Raw genomic sequence first — 21,407 nt, 5'->3', positions numbered from 1 at the left:
TTACAGCTTCTGTCCCCGCAGTTAATGCCGGGACAGAAGCTTTTTATATTTCCGTCTCAGCATGGTACGAACCCAAATATTATTTATGAAAAGGAGAATTACTATGTCAATGTCAAATGAGAAAATACCTTACAAGATCTACCTTGAGGAAAAGGATCTTCCCAAGCAGTGGTACAATGTACGCGCTGATATGAAAAAGAAGCCCGCTCCTCTCATCAACCCCGGCACAGGCAAGCCCTGCACAGCAGAAGAGCTCAGCCACGTTTTCTGCGACGAGCTTGTAAAGCAGGAGCTTGACGAAACTACACCCTTCATCGACATCCCTCAGGAGATACAGGACTTCTACAGAATGTTCCGTCCATCTCCCCTTGTAAGAGCTTACTTCCTCGAAAAGAAGCTGGGCACTCCCGCAAAGATCTACTATAAGTTCGAGGGCAACAACACCAGTGGAAGCCATAAGCTCAACTCCGCCATCGCTCAGGCTTACTACGCAAAGAAGCAGGGTCTCAAAGGCGTTACCACAGAGACTGGCGCAGGTCAGTGGGGTACGGCTCTTTCAATGGCCTGTGCTTACTTCGGACTCGACTGCAATGTATACATGGTCAAGGTAAGCTACGAGCAGAAGCCCTTCCGCCGTGAGGTAATGCGTACCTACGGCGCTAACGTAACTCCTTCGCCTTCAAATACAACAGAGATCGGCAGAAAGATACTGGAGGAATTCCCCGGTACTAACGGAAGCCTCGGCTGCGCTATCTCAGAGGCTGTAGAGGCTGCAACTTCCAAGGAAGGCTACCGCTATGTTCTCGGAAGCGTTCTCGCTCAGGTACTCCTCCACCAGTCCATCATCGGTCTTGAATCAAAGGCTGCTATGGACAAGTACGGCATCAAGCCCGATATCATCATCGGCTGCGCAGGCGGCGGTTCAAACCTCGGCGGACTTATCTCACCTTTCATGGGTCAGAAGCTCCGCGGCGAAGCAGATTACCGTATTATCGCAGTTGAGCCTGCATCATGCCCAAGCTTCACAAGAGGTACTTACGCTTACGACTTCTGCGACACAGGTAAGGTTTGCCCGCTCCAGAAGATGTACACACTGGGCAGCGGCTTCATGCCTTCACCTAACCACGCAGGCGGACTCCGCTATCACGGCATGAGCTCCATACTCTCCGAGCTCTACGATCAGGGTCTCATGGAAGCTACATCAGTCGAGCAGACATCTGTATTCGAGGCTGCTGAGATGTTCGCAAGAGTTGAGGGTATTCTTCCCGCTCCGGAGAGCAGCCACGCTATCCGCGCCGCTATCGACGAGGCTCTCAAATGCAAGGAGACAGGCGAGGAGAAAACTATCCTCTTCGGTCTCACCGGTACAGGCTATTTTGATATGTACGCTTACGGCGCATACAACGACGGCACTATGAGCGACTATATCCCCACAGACGAGGAGATCGCAAAGTCAATTGCAAATCTTCCCAAGATCGGTTAATGACATTAAAAGGGACTGCTCCGGCAGTCCTTTTTTGCGCCGTTTTTACCAACAGTTCTTCCATATCTGCACTAAATACACTAAAAAGCAGCTATGCTCCCACAAAGTTTGTGAATTATTTATCTTGCATTATCCGTCAAAAATGTGTATCATAATAGATGCAGACGTATAAAAAGATACTGTAAAAAGAAAGGATAAATATGAACAAAGGAAAGATAAAATATATCGCAGCAGCTGCAATGCTTTGCTTTTCCGCAGTTTCTTGCGGAAGCAAGGCTGGTTCGCAGGTCACTGGCTCAACTTCTTCCGGAACTTCAGCAACAACCGCTGAAACTGCCACAGAAGCTGCGTCCGAAACGACTGCTGCCGCAACTACTGCCGCTCCCACAGAGGAAACAACTGCCGCCGAGGTCTCCGATGAGCATCTCGCTGACGCGGTAAGGCTGTTTGAAGCGGTAAATACAGCGGAAATGCTCCGGACAGGCGCAGGCGTCGAGACCGACAACGAGCTGGCAAAAGAGTTCACTGTCAAGGAAAACGGCAAGGACACTGATATGATATTCTTCAAGGTGACAGACAGCCGTTTCAGCAGCACAGATGACGTAAAGAAGCTGCTCAGCGACTCCTTCAGCGGAACTCTCCTCGAAAAGTACAAGGGGATATACGAGGGCGACAGCGCTTCATTCCGTGAGTACGGCGGCTATCTTTATCTGGTGCAGTCCGACGGCAGCAAGGGTCTTGAGTACGCCGGACAGCCTGAGATGACCGAATCATCTGACACATCATTCACAGCTGCGGTTCCGGTGAACAATTTCGGCGTTGTGGAGAAAATGACAGTAAAAGCCGTAAAGGAAGACGACAAGTGGAAAGCAAGCTCCTTTACCATCGGCAAGCATAAAGAGAACGAAAGGAAATAACGTCCCATTTTCAGGGAGCATGAATTACAAAACCGGCTTTGATATGCGTATCAGAGCCGGTTTTTGTGTTATTTCCTGTCCTTTTTCAGCTCTTCAAGAGCCTCCGTGAACTGCCTGTACATATAAAGTGTGCCAAGCGCTATGAGCGGGAGCTTTCTCTCACTTGCATAGCTGTACACAGCTCTTACGCCCTCATCAAAATCGTCATAAGGTTCCGCCGTTACGCCCTTGCGCCGGAAGGTCTCCGCGAGGACTGCGCTGTCCAGCGAGCGGGGATTATCGGGTTTTACGGTAAATACCGCATTTGCGAGCTCAGAAAGCATATCCGCGTAGAGCTCATATTCCTTGTCAGCCATCACGCCAATGAGCAGAACGACTTTTTTATCGAAATATCGGCGTATACTGTCTGCCGCACAGCGTATGCCGTCGGGATTGTGAGCGCCGTCGTATATGATAAGGGGCTCTTTGCACAGCACCTCAAAGCGACCGTGCCATTTCACGTTTGCGAGTCCCTCGCGGACTGCCTCAGCAGGTATATCCATACCCTCGCGCCTCAGTATCTCAACGCAGCTCAGCACGTTCACCGCATTCTCGCACTGATAGGTGCCAAGAAGCGGTATATGGAGCTTTTCGCCCTTATAAGTGATATCTGTACCGTTTATGGTGCAGCTTTCGTCAGACCACGCAAACTGCGAATAATCAGGCAGGAACAGCTCCGCCTCCGTTTTCTCCGCGGTATCCATGACTATCTCGTAGGCTTCCTCGCTGTCGCCGCCGAAATAAACGGGTCTGCCGCGCTTTATGATACCGCATTTGTGGGAAGCTATCTCCCCAATGGTATTTCCGAGAAAAGCGGCATGATCCTTCTGAACATTGGTAATTACCGACAATACGGGAGCCTTGATCACATTGGTGGAATCAAGGTCGCCCCCCATTCCGCACTCAACAAGCGCTATATCGCAGCCTCTGCGCACAAATAGCTCAAAGGCAGCCGCAGTCAGCACCTCGAACTCCGTGGGCTTTTCCGCCATGCTCTCGCATACAGGCGCAATATCACCGATAAGGTCGGCGAAATCCTGCTTTGATATCTCCTCGCCGCCTATGCGGAAGCTGTCCGTAACTCCGGTCAGGGCAGGGGAAGAAAATCCCCCGACATTATAGCCTGCGCTTTTAAGCACAGAGGTAAGCATAGCCCCGAAGGAGCCCTTACCGTTGGTGCCTGCTATATGTACGATCTTCAGCTTTTCCTGCGGATCTCCCAGAAGCCTGAGGAGCTCGGTGATACGGGAAAGTCCCAGTACACTGCCCCTTTCGGCAGCCTTTTTCATATAATCCAGCGCTTCCGTGAAGTTCATTTTCTTCTTACCTTGTCAAGCTCTGCGGAAAACGCCTTGTTTTTGAGCATCAGGTATATGACAGCTGTTTCGAGAGCCGCTGTTATAAGATATATCGGTACACGCAGCATAAGAGTCTCAAACGGGGTATGATAGTAGACATAAAGTCCGAAGGATGTGATGAGCATTGAGCCTACAGCGTGAGCCGCAACAGTCGAAATGGCTATCCTCGGCAGAAGAACGCTCTTCATGGGACGGAGGGCATAGTGGAAAACCAGACCTGAGAAAAGTCCGATACAGGTCGAGCCTATGGTGATAATGGGGTTTATGGCATAGCCCTTGAGCAGACAGCCTATGACGTCCGCAACAAGTCCCACAGCAGCTCCCACAACAGGTCCGAAGAAGATACCTGCCATCTGTATGGGCAGTCCGCCGAAGCCGATACGGATACTGTTTCCTATATTTATAGCGCCGAATTTGCCCAGCACGATGCTCATTGCCGCAAGGAGCGCCGCAACGATGAGCACCTTTGTGCTGCCGAAAAGTCTGATATCCTGCTTTACCGCAGCTTCTCTGTTGTTTGTAGTCATAAAAAAATCCTCCTTTTCCTCACTCATACGACAAGAAAAGAAGGCATAGTCTCTTTTATATTGTCCTATGAAGCGGGATGCAAAATACGAACCGTAAGCCTAAGCTTTTCGTTTGACCGACAACTCCCCGTCCGGTCAACACTGGAATACCCGTAGGTATAACGAACGCATTTTTACTCTTCAAACATTTTTATGCAGTACCTTACTGCACCTTTATTATACAGCGTAAAAACGCCTTTGTCAATAGGATAATCCACGAAAAACCGCTTTGTTATACTCTTTGTCAATTTGCTCTAAATGCATATAAGCAGGTGGTAAAAATAGGTCAAAAAGCCGAAAATGTATAAACCCCTTGACAAAACATCACAATAGTGATAAATTATAATTAGCACTCAAAGAGATAGAGTGCTAACGAGATTGAAAGGTCGTGAGTGCAGTGGACGACAGAAAGCTGAAAATACTTGCTGCCGTGGTTGACGAGTACGTCCGGACAGGCGAGCCTGTCGGGTCAAAATCGATCTCGCAGCTTGAAAATATAAATGTTTCTTCCGCTACTATCCGAAACGATATGGCAGCGCTGGAACAGCTCGGCTACCTCGAACAGCCTCACACTTCAGCAGGAAGAGTCCCCACCTTCAAGGGCTACCGCCTATATATCGACGAGCTCATGACTCCCCACGATCTGCCGGAGGATGAAAAGCTGAGGCTCGATGAAATGCTGGGCGGCAAGGACACTCCTGAGGAGCTCCTTGTGCAGAACGCCGCCACCGCTCTCACTGAGATAACTCAGTGCGCCGCGGTAGTTACCAACGCGGTACCGCGTTTCTCGGTAATATCAAAGGTAGAGGTCATACCCACAGGAAAGCGCCTTTACGTTATCCTGCTGATAACCTCCAACGGAAGCATAAAAAACAAGGCTTGCAGACTGGAATTCGACCTGAGTCATGAACAGCTGGATTTCTTTACACATTATATAGAGGAAAACCTCAGCGGCGTATCAGTCGATGACCTCTCGGAAGAAATGTTCGATAAAATGGTGGCCGCGGTAAGCGCCTACATGGTATCGCTTTCTCCCCTTGTAAAAGGTATATGCGAGCTCTCAGAGGATCTTCGCCAGCAGGAGCTGACTGTCAGCGGAAGCGAAAAGCTTCTCTCCTGTGAAGAACTGGACAAAATGGAGGTCGTAAAGTTCATTGAACACAAGGACGGACTTTCCGAGATGCTTGAAAACGCTTTCAGCGGCATACAGGTAAAGTTCGGCTCGGAAAACGACAGCTTCGCAATAGGCAATTCAAGCCTTATAGTTTCAAAATACCGCAAGGGCGGCAAGGAAGCCGGCTCGCTGGGAATAATAGGTCCCATGCGTGTGGACTACAAAAAGATAATCCCTTACGTCGAGTACCTGACGCAGAAGATATCTGCTCTCATGGACGGCGACGATGACATAACAAACGCTCCGTCAGATATACAGGAGCCGTAGAAAGGAGCAATGACCGATGGAGAAAAACGAGAATATCTCAGAGCCCCTCGATGAGCTCGACGAGGATATGGCTGAGGAAGCCGGAGACAACTCCGACGAACTCGATGAAGCCGACGCGGCAAGCGAATACAACGATTCAGCCGCTCAGTTCGCCGACCTCGAAGACGCTCTCGCAGAGGAAAAGGATAAATACCTGAGGTTGTTCGCGGAGTACGACAACTACCGCAAAAGGACCGCAAAGGAGAAAACGGAGACCTATCAGAACGCTTCCGTTCAGTGCGTGGAGAAGCTTCTCCCCGTGCTTGACAGCTTCGAGAGGTCGCTTGAAGCGGAATGTTCCGACGAGAACTTCAAAAACGGCATGAACATGATCTACAATCAGTTCAAAAGCTTCCTGACGCAGATGAATGTCAGCGAGATCGAAGCTCTCGGCGCTGAATTCGATCCGAACCTGCACAATGCCATACAGCAGCAGGACGGAACGGACTACGCAAGCAATTACGTGTGCGCAGTGTTCCAGAAGGGCTATATGCTCGGAGATAAGCTGGTAAGACCTGCTATGGTGGCAGTGGCAGTTTAGCCTGTAGGGAACGCCGCCCTCGGCGTTCCGAAAAAAATCAATCAAAACAATCAAATCCGTCCGCAATGCGGACACCACCAGCTAAAGGCTAATGGCTAATGGCTGATGGCTTATAGATCAGGAGGAATATATTATGGCAAAAATCATTGGTATCGATCTTGGTACAACTAACTCTTGCGTAGCTGTTATGGAGGGCGGTAACGCTGTAGTTATCCCCAACAGCGAGGGCGCAAGAACAACTCCTTCAGTCGTTGCTTTCACAAACAACGGCGAGCGTCTCGTAGGTCAGGTGGCTAAGAGACAGGCTATCACAAACCACGACAGGACCGTTTCTTCTATCAAGAGACACATGGGTTCAGATTATAAAGTTTCTATCGACGGCAAGAACTATACTCCTCAGGAGATCTCCGCTATGATACTCCAGAAGCTGAAGGCTGACGCTGAAGCTTACCTCGGCGAGCCTGTAACAGAAGCTGTTATCACAGTTCCTGCTTACTTCACAGACTCACAGAGACAGGCTACAAAGGACGCAGGTCAGATCGCAGGTCTTACCGTTAAGCGTATCATCAACGAGCCTACAGCAGCTGCTCTCTCATACGGTATCGACAAGGAAGAGGAGCAGACCGTAATGGTTTACGACCTCGGCGGCGGTACCTTCGATGTATCTATCATCGAAATGGGCGAGGACGTTCAGCAGGTACTTGCTACAGCAGGTAACAACCGTCTCGGTGGCGACGACTTCGACCAGCGTATCATCAACTGGATAGTTGAGGAGTTCAAGAAGACTGAGGGCATCGATCTTTCACAGGACAAGATGGCTGCTCAGAGACTCAAGGACGCAGCTGAAAAGTCAAAGATAGAGCTTTCATCCACAACTACTTCAAATATCAATATCCCGTTCATCACTGTTGACGCCAGCGGTACTCCAAAGCACCTCGACCTCACACTTACACAGGCTAAGTTCAACGAGCTCACAGCTGACCTCGTTGAGTCCACGATGGGACCTGTAAGACAGGCTCTCAGCGACAGCGGTCTGAGCATATCCGAGATCAACAAGGTGCTCATGGTCGGCGGTTCTTCAAGAATCCCCGCTGTACAGGAAGCTGTAAAGAAGCTCATCGGCAAGGATCCTTTCAAGGGTATCAACCCTGATGAGTGCGTAGCTCTCGGTGCTGCATACCAGGGCGGCGTTCTCGGCGGCGACGTTAAGAACGGTCTCCTTCTTCTCGATGTAACTCCTCTCTCACTCGGTATCGAGACAGCAGGCGGAGTATGCACAAGAATGATTGAAAGAAATACAACTATCCCTACAAAGAAGTCACAGGTATTCTCAACATACGCAGACAACCAGCCTGCCGTTGATATCAACGTACTTCAGGGTGAGCGTGAATTCGCAAGAGACAACAAGCAGCTGGGTACCTTCCGTCTCGACGGTATCGCTCCCGCTCCGAGAGGAATCCCTCAGATCGAGGTAACCTTCGATATCGACCAGAACGGTATCGTTCACGTATCCGCTAAGGACCTCGGCACAGGCAAGGAGCAGAACATCTCCATCACAGCTTCCACGAATATGTCCAAGGACGATATCGACAAGGCTGTAAAGGAAGCCGAGCAGTACGCTGCTGAGGACAAGAAGCGCCGTGAAGCCGTTGACAACAAGAACGAGGCTGAGAACCTTGTATTCCAGTGCGAGAAGGCTCTCACAGACTTCGGCGACAAGGTATCCGCTGACGAGAAATCCAATATAGAAGCTAAATGCACAGCTCTCAAGTCAGCTATCGCAGCTGACAACAACGACGAGATAAAGTCCCTCAAGGAAGATCTCCAGAAGGCATTCTACGACCTCTCCGCTAAGATCTACCAGCAGGCTGCTCCTAACGGCGCTCAGGGCATAGACCCGTCACAGTTCGCTAATATGGGCGGTGCGGCTGACGCAGGCGCTCAGGGCGGAAACGACGACGGAGTAGTTGACGCTGACTTCACAGAGGTCTGATCTATGAATAAAAAATTGAAGACTATTTTGATAATTGCCGCTCTTATCGCATTGGTCTACCTTGGCTTCAAGGGCTTCTACAACCTTGCGAACGACGAGCTTTCCGGCTACGACGGCGGCAGAGGCAAATATGAGGATTCAATTGAGAACAGTTGATAAGACTTTTAGGGCGGAATGAACTTCCGCCCTATAGGTGTATTTACTGTAAATTATTGTAGGGGCGGTTATCAGCCGCCCGCAACCTGCCCTTAAAACGGCATGGGCGGATAATATCCGCCCCTACAACATTGTCATTGCTCCGGCAGCGACAGAATGGAGTTATCTATGGCTGAAAAAAGAGATTATTATGAAGTCCTCGGATTACAGAAGGGTGCTTCTGAGGACGAGATAAAAAAAGCCTTCCGAAAAAAGGCAAGAGAAAATCACCCCGACCTTCACCCCGATGATCCTTCATACGTTGAGAAGTTTCAGGAGATAAACGAGGCTAACGAGGTGCTTTCCGACCCCGAAAAACGTGCCCGTTATGACCAGTTCGGCCATGCAGGTGTCGACCCCAGCTACGGCGGCGGCTCTGACGGTATGGGCGGCTTCGGCGGATTTGCCGATATGGACGATATCCTCGGCAGTATCTTCGGCGGATTCGGCTTCGGCGGCGGCTCAAAGCGCTCAAACGCAAACGCTCCGAGAAGAGGCGCGGATATACAGGAAACTATCTCCATCAGCTTTATGGACGCCTGCAACGGTAAAAAGCAGGATATCAAGATAAACCGTATGTGCGTCTGTGAATCCTGTAAGGGCTCAGGCGCAGAGGCAGGCTCAACTCCGGATATCTGTCCGGACTGTCAGGGCAGAGGTACTATCAAGGCTACTCAGCGTACTCCCTTCGGCGCTATTTCCTCAACAAAGCCATGTCCTCACTGCGGAGGCAAGGGCAAGATAATCAAGAACCCGTGCAGCAAGTGCCGCGGCGTAGGACGTATAAGAGTACAGAAGACCGTATCCGTGGATATCCCGGCAGGTATTGACGACGGACAGACACTCCGTATCGGCGGTCAGGGAGACTGCGGCGTAAACGGCGGTCCCAGCGGCGATCTTCTCGTTGGCATCAATGTAAAGTCCCACCCCATATTCAGACGTGAGGGCTACGACATACACTGCGATATCCCTGTTACTTACATGGAAGCCGTTCTCGGCGCCGAGATAACAGTCCCCACTATCGACGGAGACGTAAAATATACTATCGGCGAGGGCACTCAGACAGGCACTATATTCCGCCTCAAGGGCAAGGGCGTTACACGCCTCCACCGCACAGACCGCGGAAACCAGTACGTAAAGATATATGTTGAAGTACCCAAGAACCTCACAAAGAAGCAGAAGGACCTCCTGAAAGAGTTCGAGGCTTCACTCAACGAAAAGAACTACGCAAAGCGTCAGAGCTTCTTCGAGAAGCTCCGCTCAAAGCTTGATTTCTGACAAACGATACAGACCTGTCGTGCCATAAACGGCAGGTCTGTTTTTATAACGAAAGGAGGCTGTTTATGTTTGAACAGGATTACATCATGCGGCAGATAAAAGAAATGACCGCTGTTATCGCCAAGGTGGTCTTTGGCACAAAGGTGGAGAGATCCTTTGAAATGCTGCAGGAGGTCGAAAGGCAGAAGGCATTCGCACTCATAGAACAAATGAGGAACGGCGAGCCGAAAGAAGCTGTTGAGCAGCTTGACAGGCTCTCTGATAACAACACCAAGGAAAACCTGATGATAGGTCTTGAATTCTATGCCCAGCTCAGCGATATGGACGATGATTTCTTTGATGAAAATGGTTACAGCCTTGTAACGGCTAAAAAGGACTTTGAGCACTTTGCGGAAAAGTTCGGCTTAAATCAGATGACAGACCTCTATTTCGGCGGCGACGAAAAATAAAAAAGGCTTACGTTAAACGTAAGCCAACAAAAAGCTCCCTTTATAGGGAGCTCACTTTTTATTCGATCGTAACAGAGACCTTCTGGTCCTTCTTAGCTGCACCTGCACGCATGATCGTACGGAGAGCCTTTGCTATCCTGCCCTGCTTGCCGATAACTCTTCCCATATCGTCTGGAGCTACGTTAAGGTGAAAAACTATAACGCCCTCTTCATCCGGTGCGTCTTCGGTAATATTTATGGCAGTTTTATCTTCTACAAGACCTGCTGCGATGGCATAAAGTAAATCTTTCATTGTAAAAACCTCCGTAAAGCTGCCGGACAGAGGCAGAGACGCTCAAGCCTCTCCTCTTCCATTTAGCTTATGATCAAAGAACTCCCTCTTTCTTGAGGATAGCCTTTACTGTGTCTGTAGGCTGAGCGCCCTTTGCGATCCAGTCCTTAGCCTTATCTGCGTCTATTTTAACTACAGAGGGCTCCTTTGTAGGATCAAAGTATCCGATCTCCTCGATGAAACGACCATCTCTCGGATATCTGGAATCAGCAACTACTACACGATAGAAAGGAGCCTTCTTAGCACCCATTCTTCTGAGTCTGATCTTTACTGCCATTGTATTCACCTCCGGAAACATAATATATATTCAAGCGGCGGGAGACCGCATTGAAAACCTGTCAGAACGGCAGATTGCCGCCGCCCTTGCCTGTGAACTTGTCAAAGTTCATACCTGCAAGGTTCTTTCTTGCCTTGCGGAGAGACATCTTTCCGCTTTTGCCTGTAAACTGCTTCATTACCGACTGCATCTGCTCAAACTGCTTCAGCAGTCTGTTTACGTCCTCTACCTTTGTTCCCGAACCCTTTGCGATACGCTTTTTACGGGAGGGATTTATGATAGAGGGCTTTGCTCTTTCAGCACGTGTCATAGAGGTTATCATAGCCTCTACCCTGCCGAGCTGGCCCTCGTCGATATCAGCGTCCTTGAGCTTGTCGCCGACGCCGGGGAGCATACCAAGTATTGACTTCATGGAGCCCATACGCTTTATCTGCTTCATCTGGTCGAGGAGGTCGTCCATATCGAACTTGTTCTCCTTGAACTTCTTTGTCAGCTTTTCAGCGTCCTTCTGGGACATTACGTTCTCAGCCTTTTCGATAAGGGTAAGAACATCGCCCATGCCAAGTATTCTTGAAGCCATTCTCTCAGGGTGGAACTGCTCGAAATCGTCAAGCTTTTCGCCCATACCCACGAACTTGATAGGCTTGCCTGTTACGGAAAGTACGGACAGTGCCGCACCGCCTCTTGTATCTGAATCGAGCTTTGACATAAGAACGCCTGTGATGCCTACGGCGTCGTCAAACGCCTTTGCGACGTTTACTGCGTCCTGACCTGTCATAGCGTCAACTACCAGCATTATCTCATCGGGCTGGGTCTCATTCTTGATGTTTACCAGCTCGTCCATGAGGGTCTCGTCTATGTGAAGACGGCCTGCGGTATCTATGATAAGGATATCGTGACCGTAGTCCTTAGCGTAGGCAAGAGCTTTCTTAGCGATTACTACCGGGTCTGTCTGACCCATCTCAAATACCTTTACGTCAGCCTTCGCGCCTACCACCTGCAACTGGTTGATAGCGGCAGGACGGTAAATATCGCAGGCTGCAAGAAGTGGACGGTGTCCCTCTTTCTTGAGCAGCTTTGCAAGCTTTGCGGCGTGGGTGGTCTTACCTGAACCCTGAAGACCGCACATCATTATTACCGTAGGCGGCTTTGAAGCCATATTTATACGGGCATTGCTGTTGCCCATGAGTGAAACGAGCTCGTCGTTAACTATCTTTATTACCTGCTGTGCGGGGGTAAGGCTTGCGAGCACTTCCTCGCCAACAGCGCGTTCGGTGACATTCTTTACGAAGTCCTTTACTACCTTGTAGCTTACATCAGCTTCAAGAAGAGCAAGACGAACCTCGCGCATTGCTTCTTTTACGTCGGACTCTGTGAGCTTTCCTCTTGATTTGAGCTTTTTGAAGACGTTATTAAGTTTTTCGGAAAGTCCCTCGAATGCCATTATGAAGCCTCCTGTTTATGAAATAGTCAGGTCGCTCAGAGGAGCTCCCTCACCTTTTTTATATCACTTGTTATTTCATTTTTGATATCCCCGTCGGCGATGCGTTCTGCCGCGGACTCGATACGTCCGAAGTATTCACGCATTTTTCCGAGCCTTTCGGCGAAGCCGAGCTTCTCCTCATAGTTCATGAGGATATCCTCTGTACGCTTTATTATACTGCGCACTGCCTGTCTTGTTATATCCAGCGGCTGACCTATCTCCGCAAGGGAGAGATCCTCGCAGTAATACATCTCCATGATACTGCGCTGGTGTTCTGTGAGCAGGTCTCCGTAGCAGTCAAGGAGCATTACGAATTTCAGTTCCTTAGCCATATTCAGCGTACCTCTTCATGCTGTAATGCAAAATCACTTTACACATTATACTACACTTGCCGCCATTTGTCAAGGGGGTAAATAAAAATTATTTTTCTTCCGTTCCGCTCATATCGGAATAGGTAACGCTCACGAAGTCCACGACTCCGTTCTGGTCAAAATCCACAGTGACCGAATGGCCTCTCACGACGCCCTTATCGTCAGTCCCGCTGAGAACACCGTAGGTATAGCTGTGCATAAAGGGTATCTCCATTGTCTGCTCGTCATCCGGCTTGCCAAGGAGCTTTTCCACGTCGCTCACGGTGGAGACCAGCGGAACTATCCCGTAGATATCGCTTTCGCTGGTCTTTATTGAGATGCTGTATACAACGCTTTCTTTTTCCGCGCCCTTGTAGCAGTTTTCCAGTGAAGCGGTACACATCTCAACACCCCTGAAGTAGAGTGTCGCCAATCCGCTGCCGTTTTTCAGGCCATACTCCGACCTGCTGTAAAAGCGGTACTCCCATTCACTGCCAAGTGATGAAAGCTTTACCGGCAGGTCAAAGTGCTGTCCCTTTATGGTGATATTGCTCCTTACCGCGTCAACGTCGAAAACGCCGTCCGCGACGGTATAAGGTTCCAGCGTAGGAGCGACATCTATCTGAGGCACCTCGACGGATACTTCTTTTTTTTCAAGGCAGCCTGCGGCTGTAAACATAACGCCGCAAAGCAGCAGCAAATATATTTTTTTCATATCATTCTCCGGGTATTCATGTCTGCTCCTCAGGAGCCTTTGTTCCTATCTTTTCTCCGTACTTCACGACAGTTTCGGTACCATCGGCGGAATTTCTCAGTATATCCATATCCGGAACGATACTGTCCTTTTCAAAGAGCAGGACTATCGTAGAGCCGCCGAACTCGAATCTTCCCTTTTCATCGCCCCGCATGAAAGAGCTCTCTTCATGAAGGTTGACTATCCTTCCCACCAGCATTGCTCCAACTTCTATCTGCACCACATCGCCGAAATTCTCGGTATGCAGGACAGTATACTCACGGCTGTTGCGCTTGTAGATATTGTATCTTTCAAGGGCTATGGGATTTACGGTGTGGAGCTCTCCGCGTATATAGGTATTTTCGCTTTTCACTCCGTCGTCTATATAGCAGTAGCGGTGATAGTCGTTCACCTCAAGCCGGAATATACAGCAGTATCCGCCGCAGTAGCGCTTTGCGAGGAACTCGTTGCTGACCAGGTCGGATACCCTGTAACGTGAGCCCTTTATGCAGAAAAAGCTCCTGCTGTTTATCTTGTGAACGGTCAGTTTTGAGTCGCAGGGGCTTATAAGGTGATCAGGATCAGTGTCCACAGGTCGTCTGCCCGGCTTTATCCTGCGGGTAAAAAAGTCATTATAGGAATTTATGCCCTTCATAATGTACTCCGACGTATCTATACCGCAGCGTCTGATGAAGGGCTTTATCAGCGGCTTTGACAGGGGCGAATCCATGAAGCAGCCTGCTATATATGACAGCGCGGGAGCTGTCAGCGCTTTAAGCATGACTCTTCCCGCAGTGCTGCCGTAAAGCTTTTTCAGCAGTCTGTTCTGTTTTTCGTTTGATACCACGACCTGACCTGTTCTTGTTTTTATCATATCGAGCTCCTTATATCATGTGTGAGCGTAAAATCAAAGACGCGCGTTTGCAAGCATGAGCTTTATGCGGTTTTCCTGATTTACCCGTGTGGCACCGGGGTCATAGTCTATAGCAACTATATTCGCGTTGGGATTGTCCTGCTTTATTGCTCTTGACATACCCTTCGCGACTATATGGTTCGGCAGGCAGCCAAAGGGCTGAGTGCAGATTATATTCTCAACGCCCGACTTCGCAAGCGCAGCCATTTCCGCAGGTATCAGCCAGCCCTCGCCCATTACAACGCCCTGATTGATGTACTTGTCAGCAAGCTTTCTCAGGTGCTCGAAATCGTGGAGGGGCTCGAAGCTGCCCTGCTCCTTCATCACCTTTATCAGCTCCTTCTGCTTTGCGTAGATAAGGTCGTAGCCTATCTTGTTGAACACAGAGCTTTTTGTGGGGTGGTCATATATCTTGGCGTTGTTGAAGTTTGCCGCTGCGCAGTACATCACGAACTCCAGCAGCGACGGCACAACAGGCTCGCAGCCCTCGGATATCAGGAAATCCTCAAGATGATTGTTGGCAAGGGGAGAATACTTCACGTATATCTCTCCCACTATGCCTACTCTTATCTTCTTCTCGCTGCTGAGGGGGATGGAAGCAAAGTCGTCAAGTATATCCCTGTATATCTTCTTGGTTTTCAGGAACATCTTACTGCCCTTGCGGAAGATATTGCACAGTCTCCTGTGCCATTTGTCCAGCATTTTCTTTGCGTCGCCCTTGTTTATCTCATAGGCTCTGCACTTGTTGTAGCAGGTCATGAGCAGGTCGCCGTAGAGCACGGCGTACAGCATTTTCAGAAACATGGGCGCTGTTATCCTGAAGGCGCTGTCCTTTTCAAGTCCGCTGAAATTGAGGGATACCACCGGTATCTGGGGATAGTTCTTCGCCACAGCCTTTCTCAGCAGATGGATATAGTTTGAGGCACGGCAGCCGCCGCCCGTCTGGGTAATGAGCAGGGCAGTCCTGTCAGGGTCGTACTTTCCGCTTTTCAGCGCGTCCATGAACTGTCCTATTACCAGCAGTGCGGGATAGCAGGCGTCGTTGTGTACATTTTTCAGGCCTTCGTCAACTACGGCTCGTGAATCGTTCCGCAGCAGCTCCAGCTTATAGCCCTTTGCTTCAAATATGGATATGAGCATTTTGAAGTGTATGGGCAGCATATCGGGAACGAGGATAGTATGGGTCCTTATCATATCCTCGGTAAACTTTGCATATTCGGGCATAGTGACCTCCGTATAATAAATGGGGTATATAAATATTCTGGTGGTTTATTGTGTATACGGCGTTCGCAATTGCTTATTATACCACAAATACGCAAACGCCCCGCAGTTACCGACCGCCAAAAAAGTTATTTACCCAATAAATGCTTGGAGCCTGTGACGTCACACAGGCTGCACCTCTCGCTTTCTGGCAGGCTTTTTCTCTGCCTGCTCCATAGCGGCAACAAGGCTCCTGAGTCTTATCCTTGCGGCGCCGAGGTTGTTTATCTCATCTATTTTAAGCTGTGTATAGAGCTTTCCGCGGCTTTCCAGTATATGTCTCACCTCGTCGCCGGTAACGGCGTCTATTCCGCAGCCGAAGGATACCAGCTGTATGAGCTGCATATCAGGCTGAGTAGTTACGTACTTCGCCGCGCGGTAAAGACGTGAATGATAGGTCCACTGATTGAGTACCCCCAGCTTCGGAGTCTCCGCAAGACCTGCGATACTGTCCTCAGTGATGACCGCCATGCCGAGGCTTGACACAAGCTTGTGTATCCCGTGGTTTATCTCCTTGTCGATGTGGTAGGGTCTGCCGGCGATGACTATTATCTTTCTGCCCTCGGCTCTTGCCTGGTTTATTATCTCCATTGCCTTGCGGGTCACGGTATGGTGATAGGTCTCAAGGGCTTCGTATGCCCTGTCCACAGCCTCAGATATCTTTCCTCTGACATTATACCTGCCGAGAGCCTGTCCCAGTACCTTTATGACGTTCTTTCTGATATTCAGGTCAAGGTAGGGATGCACGAAATTATCATCGTTGAGCTTCGGATTGTTGGCTTTGAGGAGCTCCGGATAATAGGCGACTACAGGACAGTTGAAATGGTTGTCGCTGCCGCCCTCGTCAAGATTGTAGCTCATGCAGGGGTAGAATATGAAATCCGCTCCCTTGTCGAGAAGATTCTCGATATGTCCGTGAGTAAGCTTTGCGGGGTAGCATACCGTATCCGAGGGTATGGTGTGCTGTCCGAGGTAATACATATCTCTTGAGCTCTCGTCGGAAATGACCGTCCTGAAGCCCAAAGTCGTGAACAGCGTGTGCCAGAAGGGCAGCTGCTCATAGAAGCCCAGCGCAAGGGGAAGTCCCACTGTTGCGCGGAAACGCTTTGGCTGATGGGTCTTTACGGTATTGAGGATACTGTCGTATTTGAACTCATAGAGATTCGGTACGGTGTTTTTATTGACGGCTCCGCCGCCCTTTTCGCAGCGGTTTCCGGAAATAAATTTCCGTCCCTGACCGAAGCTGATGATATTCAGCTGGCAGTGCGCGGTACAGCCGCCGCAGTTCACAGAGCGTGAGGTATATGTAAAGTTCTCCAGTTCCTCTGCCGGTATGAGCTTTGAGGGCTCTCCGTCCGCTCTTTCCTTTGCGTAGAGGGCACAGCCGAAAGCTCCCATAAGTCCGGAAATGGCCGGACGTATAACATTCCTGCCAAGCTCCTTCTCGAAGGAGCGGAGCACCGCGTCGTTGAGGAAGGTGCCGCCCTGTACTACTATATTCTTTCCGAGGTCGTCAGGAGAATTCGCGCGTATTACTTTATATATGGCGTTCTTGATGATGGACGAGGAAAGTCCCGCGGAGATGTCCTCAACGGTAGCGCCGTCCTTCTGCGCCTGCTTTACGGAGCTGTTCATGAATACAGTACAGCGTGAGCCGAGATCGACAGGGTGCTCCGCAAAGAGTCCCAGCCGGGAGAATTCGGCGATATCGTATCCGAGAGCCATTGCGAAGGTCTGTATGAAAGAGCCGCAGCCCGATGAACAAGCCTCGTTGAGCATTATGCTGTCTATGCTCTGGTTTTTTATCTTGAAGCACTTGATGTCCTGTCCGCCGATATCAATTATGAAGTCAACGTCGGGGCAGAAATATGCCGCCGCCTTGAAATGGGCAACAGTTTCAACTATGCCGTGGTCTATGGAAAGACCTGCCTTTATCAGATCCTCGCCGTAGCCGGTAACAGCCGAGCCCTTTATGGTGATGCCGGGATTCATCTCGGAGTATATCTTCCTCACCTGATCGGCTATCTTGTCGAGGGGCTGTCCCTGATTTGAGGAATAATGGTGGTAGAGCATACGTCCGTCATCGGTTATGAGCACAAGCTTCGTGGTAGTGGAGCCCGCGTCTATGCCAAGGTATGCGTCACCGGTGTATGTACGAAGATCGGCGTATTTAAGATCGAATTTCTTATGCCTGTCTATGAAGCCCTCATACTCTGCCTGAGAGCTGAAAAGGGGCTCTCCCGTGACAATATCGTCTGAAGCCTTTGCGTTCTGTATCTTTTCGATAATATCGTCTATGGCAAAGGCGTCCTCGGCTGTAGCCGCATATATTGCGCAGCCGTAAGCCACGAATACGGGAGCCTCCTGCGGAAATACCGCATTGCTGCCGTCAAGTCCGAGAGTTTTTACAAAAGCCTTTTTAAGTCCGTTCAGGAAGAACAGCGGACCACCGAGGAAAAGCACCTTTCCTTCGATAGTACGTCCCTGAGCAAGTCCGGAAACGGTCTGATCGACAACTGCCTGAAAGATACTTGCCGCAATGTCCTCACGTCTTGCTCCCTGATTGAGAAGGGGCTGTATATCTGATTTTGCGAATACTCCGCAGCGTGAAGCTATGGGGTATACCTTCTGGGCGTGGAGGGACAGCTCGTCCAGCTCGTCGGCGGTGATGCCGAGAAGTGTAGCCATCTGGTCTATAAAAGCTCCCGTGCCGCCCGCGCAGGTGCCGTTCATACGCTGCTCAACGCCGCCTGTAAGGAATATTATCTTTGCGTCCTCGCCGCCAAGCTCTATGACCGCGTCGGCGTCGGGCTGCTTCTCCTTTACGGCAAGAAACGCCGCGTGTACCTCCTGCACGAAGGGTATGCCTGCGGAATTTGCAAGTCCGAGACCTGCCGAGCCTGTTATGCAGACAGTGAACTCCTCGTCGGGATAGTCCGCCTGTATTATTTTAAGCTGATCTGTTACGGTCTCCTTGACCTTTGAAAGATGCCGCTGATACTTGGAGTAGAGTATCTCCCCGTCAGCGTCGGTTATGACCGTTTTTACGGTGGTCGAGCCCACATCTATACCCAGTGAATACTTGTTTGCCATTACGCACCTCAGTAGAAGTAATTATGCAGCGGCTGCCGATCCAATGCCGCTATCTTATTATTATATCATATAATTGTAAAAAAAGCAACGGACAATATACAGCCGTTTTTCCGGAACTGAGTTGAAGATGTATGCAAAATGTTGTATAATATCGTATATCCAATACTTTTTCAGTATAGCACGAAAGGTCTGCAATGTCAATTTGAAAATTTTTCTGATCTTCTGTAACGAATGCGCATTTCGTGCAACTAATATATGAACGTTCGGAAAGGAGGCGGTGTCGTGTCGTCGGATATGGAGCAATACTACAGGGAAAACGGCAGAAAGGTGTTCCTGTACCTCATGACCCTCTGCGGCAATGCCGATACCGCCGAGGAGCTCACTCAGGAGACTTTTTACCGTGCTCTGCGGTCGCTTAAAAAGTACAAGGGAGACAGCTCCGTATACACATGGCTGTGCAGTATCGCGCGGAACGCATGGCTGGAGGAGCTCCGCAAACGCAGGAAGCATACAAGCGAGGAGATAACAGAGCTCATCGAGGACACCTCTCCCCGTCCCGACGAGGAGGCGGAAAGCGAGGACAGCCGTATCCGCCTGCTGAAAAGGATACACTCCCTGCCGGAGACGGAAAAGGAGATAATACTGCTCCGGGCTTCGCAGGAGCTGAGCTTCCGGGAGATAGGGGAGATATTCGGCAAGTCCGAAAACTGGGCACGTGTGACCTACTACCGCGCGAAACAGAAATTAGCCGATAGCCGTTAGCCTGTAGGGACGCGCATTGCGCGTCCGACATGAAATTTGCTTTTCGGACGACCAATGGTCGTCCCTACAATGAAAGGAGTGATATTATGAAATGCAATATCGTGAGAGACCTTTTGCCGCTGTACTGCGACAAACTTACATCTCAGGACAGCAACGAAGAAATAGAAAAGCACCTCCATGAGTGTGAGGAGTGCAATGCTGTCTATGAGAGCATGAACAATAAGGAAGATATTATAAAAGCGCCTGATAAGGACGTAAAACCGCTGAAAAAAGTAAAAAAGCGCTTCATACTGAGGGCTTTTGCAATATTTTTCGGAACTTTCGCCGCACTGGCAGCCGCCTTTGTTTTTCTGTTCGTGGGAGTTATACCCATTAGCTCTGATAAGCTCCACTATACAGCCGAAATCACGAATGTGAACACATATAGCTGGAGTGATAAAGCTGACATTACCGATAGCAACAATGACGGAATACCAGATGCTGCCGAAATCGACTCGCGCGAAGAACTTATAGTCCGCATTATGCCGGACTGCAGCAACGCAAGATATGTTGAGCACAGGGATTTCTGGGATTTCTCAGATATGACAAATTACAAACTGTCAATGGAGATATATCCAACTTTCAAGCTTCCGTTTGATGACCGCGGCGAATCCCCTAACGTATCAGTCCGCGGATTTCCCGATGTAAAAGAAGGCGACACCATTACTGTTCACTGTCGTGACAAAGATGTTGTTATCGACCTATGGCAGCTATGGCTCGACACAAAAGCAAAAGAATAATGACCTCATTCGGACGGCTTAACTGCCGCCCGATTTTTTTGTTGACAATAAATACCGTAAGTGATATAATAAATTATATATGTATATTTGCGGCTGTATGCCGTATATGATATAAGAGTGGAAAGTTGAGAATTGAGAGTTGAGAGTCGATAAGCTTTTTAAAATATATCTGCGAAGCAGACACCACCACTCTCCACTCTCCACTCTCCACTCTCAACTTAGAGATACGGAGATAATAGAATTGGAAAAAACAGTCAACGGTTTGAAGATAAACTACGAGGAAAAGGGCGAGGGCGACCTCATCGTACTGCTTCACGGCTGGGGCAGCAATATCACCCTTTTTGCCAATATGATGGAGCTTCTCTCGAAGAAGTACAAGGTCGTGGCTATGGATATGCCCGGCTTCGGAAAGAGCGACGAGCCAAAGGAAGTATGGGACGTGAGCTCCTATGTGCAGTTCGTTATCGACTTCCTCAAAGACTACGACGCTAAGGAGGTTATGTTCCTCGGTCACAGCTTCGGCGGACGTGTCATCATAAAAATGCACAGCCGCGACGACCTGCCTTTCAGGGTGACAAAGGTAATACTCGTGGACAGCGCAGGCATCATGCCGCCGAAGTCCAACAAGAAGAGCTGGCGCACACGCTATTACAAAATGGGAAAGGCTGTCCTTTCATTGGGCATAGTAAAAAAGCTCTTCCCCGACGCGCTGGAGAACTTCCGCAAGAAAATGGGAAGCGCGGATTACGCCGCAGCTTCGCCCATGATGAGACAGGTCATGGTAAAGGTGGTAAACGAGGACTTGGAGCCTTACCTGCCGAATATAAAGGCTCCCACACTGCTCATATGGGGCGTGAACGATACTGCAACTCCCCTTTCCGACGGTGAGAAAATGGAGAAGCTCATACCCGACGCAGGTCTTGTAAAGCTGGAAAACGCAGGGCATTATTCATTCCTTGAACAGCAGTTCACCTTTAACCGCGTGATGTGCTCGTTCATGAAGATAGAAGAATGATATTAATGCGGAATTAGGAATTCGGAATTAGGAATTATGGTATCGCCTGTCGGCGATAGATCTGAATATTTTGATCAGTCTGCGAAGCAGACACATTAATTCCGAATTACGC

The 21,407-nt window shown here is 49.6% G+C and carries 21 protein-coding genes and 1 riboswitch; of the genes, 11 read left to right on the top strand and 10 right to left on the bottom strand.

Features of this window, described 5'->3' with window-relative positions; all coding sequences use genetic code 11:
- The first annotated feature begins 109 nt into the window (after positions 1 to 109).
- Both QZZ36_RS01750 and QZZ36_RS01745 read left to right on the top strand, forming a co-directional pair.
- The gene (locus QZZ36_RS01750; protein ID WP_295075790.1) at positions 110 to 1,483 is read left to right on the top strand and encodes a TrpB-like pyridoxal phosphate-dependent enzyme; all 1,374 of its coding nucleotides are present in this window, start codon (positions 110 to 112) and stop codon (positions 1,481 to 1,483) included.
- Positions 1,484 to 1,683: 200 nt separating this feature from the next.
- Positions 1,684 to 2,400: a hypothetical protein gene (locus QZZ36_RS01745; RefSeq protein WP_295075787.1), complete on the top strand. Its 717-nt coding sequence runs from the start codon at positions 1,684 to 1,686 to the stop codon at positions 2,398 to 2,400.
- Between the two features lie 68 nt (positions 2,401 to 2,468).
- Here the strand turns inward: QZZ36_RS01745 and QZZ36_RS01740 are convergent, their stop codons facing one another.
- Complete coding sequence (locus tag QZZ36_RS01740) at positions 2,469 to 3,755, bottom strand: folylpolyglutamate synthase/dihydrofolate synthase family protein (protein WP_295075785.1); 1,287 nt, start codon at positions 3,753 to 3,755, stop codon at positions 2,469 to 2,471.
- On the bottom strand, positions 3,752 to 4,324 hold the full coding sequence (locus QZZ36_RS01735) for a folate family ECF transporter S component (protein ID WP_295075783.1): 573 nt from the start codon (positions 4,322 to 4,324) through the stop codon (positions 3,752 to 3,754). The genes QZZ36_RS01740 and QZZ36_RS01735 overlap by 4 nt, the downstream gene beginning before the upstream one ends.
- 68 nt (positions 4,325 to 4,392) lie before the next feature.
- Positions 4,393 to 4,507, bottom strand: a riboswitch (THF riboswitch).
- A gap of 253 nt (positions 4,508 to 4,760) precedes the next feature.
- On the opposite strand from QZZ36_RS01735, the gene hrcA reads away from it, so the two are divergent.
- The 6 genes from hrcA to QZZ36_RS01705 all read left to right on the top strand — a co-directional run bounded on the left by hrcA (position 4,761) and on the right by QZZ36_RS01705 (position 10,299).
- Complete coding sequence (gene hrcA / locus QZZ36_RS01730; RefSeq protein WP_295075781.1) at positions 4,761 to 5,804, top strand: heat-inducible transcriptional repressor HrcA; 1,044 nt, start codon at positions 4,761 to 4,763, stop codon at positions 5,802 to 5,804.
- 16 nt (positions 5,805 to 5,820) lie between these two features.
- Positions 5,821 to 6,384, top strand: a complete 564-nt coding sequence (gene grpE / locus QZZ36_RS01725) for a nucleotide exchange factor GrpE (RefSeq protein ID WP_295075779.1) — start codon at positions 5,821 to 5,823, stop codon at positions 6,382 to 6,384.
- 133 nt (positions 6,385 to 6,517) lie between these two features.
- Positions 6,518 to 8,377, top strand: coding sequence for a molecular chaperone DnaK (dnaK, locus tag QZZ36_RS01720; protein WP_295075776.1), 1,860 nt, complete (start codon positions 6,518 to 6,520; stop codon positions 8,375 to 8,377).
- Positions 8,378 to 8,380: 3 nt separating this feature from the next.
- Complete coding sequence (locus QZZ36_RS01715; protein ID WP_295075769.1) at positions 8,381 to 8,533, top strand: hypothetical protein; 153 nt, start codon at positions 8,381 to 8,383, stop codon at positions 8,531 to 8,533.
- Between the two features lie 168 nt (positions 8,534 to 8,701).
- Positions 8,702 to 9,850, top strand: coding sequence for a molecular chaperone DnaJ (gene dnaJ / locus QZZ36_RS01710; protein WP_295075763.1), 1,149 nt, complete (start codon positions 8,702 to 8,704; stop codon positions 9,848 to 9,850).
- A gap of 65 nt (positions 9,851 to 9,915) precedes the next feature.
- Positions 9,916 to 10,299, top strand: a complete 384-nt coding sequence (locus QZZ36_RS01705; protein WP_295075760.1) for a DUF6483 family protein — start codon at positions 9,916 to 9,918, stop codon at positions 10,297 to 10,299.
- Between the two features lie 58 nt (positions 10,300 to 10,357).
- Here QZZ36_RS01705 and QZZ36_RS01700 read toward each other — a convergent pair whose 3' ends face one another.
- From QZZ36_RS01700 to QZZ36_RS01665, 8 genes are all read right to left on the bottom strand, one after another.
- Positions 10,358 to 10,591, bottom strand: coding sequence for a KH domain-containing protein (locus QZZ36_RS01700; RefSeq protein WP_295075757.1), 234 nt, complete (start codon positions 10,589 to 10,591; stop codon positions 10,358 to 10,360).
- A gap of 73 nt (positions 10,592 to 10,664) precedes the next feature.
- A complete protein-coding gene (gene rpsP, locus QZZ36_RS01695; protein ID WP_295075754.1) occupies positions 10,665 to 10,907 on the bottom strand; it encodes a 30S ribosomal protein S16 in 243 nt (80 codons plus the stop codon).
- A gap of 61 nt (positions 10,908 to 10,968) precedes the next feature.
- Complete coding sequence (gene ffh / locus QZZ36_RS01690) at positions 10,969 to 12,351, bottom strand: signal recognition particle protein (RefSeq protein ID WP_295075751.1); 1,383 nt, start codon at positions 12,349 to 12,351, stop codon at positions 10,969 to 10,971.
- A gap of 35 nt (positions 12,352 to 12,386) precedes the next feature.
- Entirely contained in the window at positions 12,387 to 12,722 is a 336-nt protein-coding gene (gene ylxM / locus QZZ36_RS01685; protein WP_295075748.1) for a YlxM family DNA-binding protein, read from the bottom strand.
- An 88-nt stretch (positions 12,723 to 12,810) separates the two neighbouring features.
- Complete coding sequence (locus tag QZZ36_RS01680) at positions 12,811 to 13,455, bottom strand: hypothetical protein (protein WP_295075746.1); 645 nt, start codon at positions 13,453 to 13,455, stop codon at positions 12,811 to 12,813.
- A gap of 16 nt (positions 13,456 to 13,471) precedes the next feature.
- The gene (locus QZZ36_RS01675) at positions 13,472 to 14,347 is read right to left on the bottom strand and encodes a phosphatidylserine decarboxylase (protein ID WP_295075743.1); all 876 of its coding nucleotides are present in this window, start codon (positions 14,345 to 14,347) and stop codon (positions 13,472 to 13,474) included.
- Positions 14,348 to 14,380: 33 nt separating this feature from the next.
- Positions 14,381 to 15,610: a 2-hydroxyacyl-CoA dehydratase gene (locus QZZ36_RS01670; protein ID WP_295075740.1), complete on the bottom strand. Its 1,230-nt coding sequence runs from the start codon at positions 15,608 to 15,610 to the stop codon at positions 14,381 to 14,383.
- Between the two features lie 159 nt (positions 15,611 to 15,769).
- Positions 15,770 to 18,739 carry an acyl-CoA dehydratase activase gene (locus QZZ36_RS01665; RefSeq protein ID WP_295075737.1) on the bottom strand — a complete coding sequence of 990 codons (2,970 nt, stop codon included), beginning with the start codon at positions 18,737 to 18,739 and terminating at the stop codon, positions 15,770 to 15,772.
- A gap of 282 nt (positions 18,740 to 19,021) precedes the next feature.
- On the opposite strand from QZZ36_RS01665, the gene QZZ36_RS01660 reads away from it, so the two are divergent.
- The 3 genes from QZZ36_RS01660 to QZZ36_RS01650 all read left to right on the top strand — a co-directional run bounded on the left by QZZ36_RS01660 (position 19,022) and on the right by QZZ36_RS01650 (position 21,295).
- Positions 19,022 to 19,501 carry a sigma-70 family RNA polymerase sigma factor gene (locus QZZ36_RS01660; protein WP_295075734.1) on the top strand — a complete coding sequence of 160 codons (480 nt, stop codon included), beginning with the start codon at positions 19,022 to 19,024 and terminating at the stop codon, positions 19,499 to 19,501.
- 86 nt (positions 19,502 to 19,587) lie between these two features.
- Positions 19,588 to 20,280, top strand: a complete 693-nt coding sequence (locus QZZ36_RS01655) for a zf-HC2 domain-containing protein (protein WP_295075731.1) — start codon at positions 19,588 to 19,590, stop codon at positions 20,278 to 20,280.
- Between the two features lie 241 nt (positions 20,281 to 20,521).
- Positions 20,522 to 21,295: an alpha/beta hydrolase gene (locus tag QZZ36_RS01650; protein ID WP_295075727.1), complete on the top strand. Its 774-nt coding sequence runs from the start codon at positions 20,522 to 20,524 to the stop codon at positions 21,293 to 21,295.
- The last annotated feature ends 112 nt before the right edge of the window (positions 21,296 to 21,407 follow it).

It is taken from the genome of Ruminococcus sp., from assembly GCF_016287535.1.
Classification (GTDB): Bacteria; Bacillota; Clostridia; order Oscillospirales; family Ruminococcaceae; genus Ruminococcus.
Note: the sequence above shows the minus strand (reverse complement) of the source record. Positions and strands in the feature narration are given on the sequence as shown.

Bases quoted from the DNA above. Each gene is read 5' to 3' on its own strand.
- QZZ36_RS01740 (WP_295075785.1), bottom strand. From the start codon at position 3,755: ATGAACTTCACGGAAGCGCTGGATTATATGAAAAAGGCTGCCGAAAGG.
- ylxM (WP_295075748.1), bottom strand. From the start codon at position 12,722: ATGGCTAAGGAACTGAAATTCGTAATGCTCCTTGACTGCTACGGAGAC.
- QZZ36_RS01700 (WP_295075757.1), bottom strand. From the start codon at position 10,591: ATGAAAGATTTACTTTATGCCATCGCAGCAGGTCTTGTAGAAGATAAA.
- QZZ36_RS01750 (WP_295075790.1), top strand. From the start codon at position 110: ATGTCAAATGAGAAAATACCTTACAAGATCTACCTTGAGGAAAAGGAT.
- QZZ36_RS01745 (WP_295075787.1), top strand. From the start codon at position 1,684: ATGAACAAAGGAAAGATAAAATATATCGCAGCAGCTGCAATGCTTTGC.
- QZZ36_RS01655 (WP_295075731.1), top strand. From the start codon at position 19,588: ATGAAATGCAATATCGTGAGAGACCTTTTGCCGCTGTACTGCGACAAA.
- QZZ36_RS01735 (WP_295075783.1), bottom strand. From the start codon at position 4,324: ATGACTACAAACAACAGAGAAGCTGCGGTAAAGCAGGATATCAGACTT.
- QZZ36_RS01670 (WP_295075740.1), bottom strand. From the start codon at position 15,610: ATGCCCGAATATGCAAAGTTTACCGAGGATATGATAAGGACCCATACT.
- QZZ36_RS01715 (WP_295075769.1), top strand. From the start codon at position 8,381: ATGAATAAAAAATTGAAGACTATTTTGATAATTGCCGCTCTTATCGCA.
- QZZ36_RS01705 (WP_295075760.1), top strand. From the start codon at position 9,916: ATGTTTGAACAGGATTACATCATGCGGCAGATAAAAGAAATGACCGCT.
- QZZ36_RS01680 (WP_295075746.1), bottom strand. From the start codon at position 13,455: ATGAAAAAAATATATTTGCTGCTGCTTTGCGGCGTTATGTTTACAGCC.
- ffh (WP_295075751.1), bottom strand. From the start codon at position 12,351: ATGGCATTCGAGGGACTTTCCGAAAAACTTAATAACGTCTTCAAAAAG.
- QZZ36_RS01675 (WP_295075743.1), bottom strand. From the start codon at position 14,347: ATGATAAAAACAAGAACAGGTCAGGTCGTGGTATCAAACGAAAAACAG.
- QZZ36_RS01665 (WP_295075737.1), bottom strand. From the start codon at position 18,739: ATGGCAAACAAGTATTCACTGGGTATAGATGTGGGCTCGACCACCGTA.
- rpsP (WP_295075754.1), bottom strand. From the start codon at position 10,907: ATGGCAGTAAAGATCAGACTCAGAAGAATGGGTGCTAAGAAGGCTCCT.
- dnaK (WP_295075776.1), top strand. From the start codon at position 6,518: ATGGCAAAAATCATTGGTATCGATCTTGGTACAACTAACTCTTGCGTA.
- grpE (WP_295075779.1), top strand. From the start codon at position 5,821: ATGGAGAAAAACGAGAATATCTCAGAGCCCCTCGATGAGCTCGACGAG.
- dnaJ (WP_295075763.1), top strand. From the start codon at position 8,702: ATGGCTGAAAAAAGAGATTATTATGAAGTCCTCGGATTACAGAAGGGT.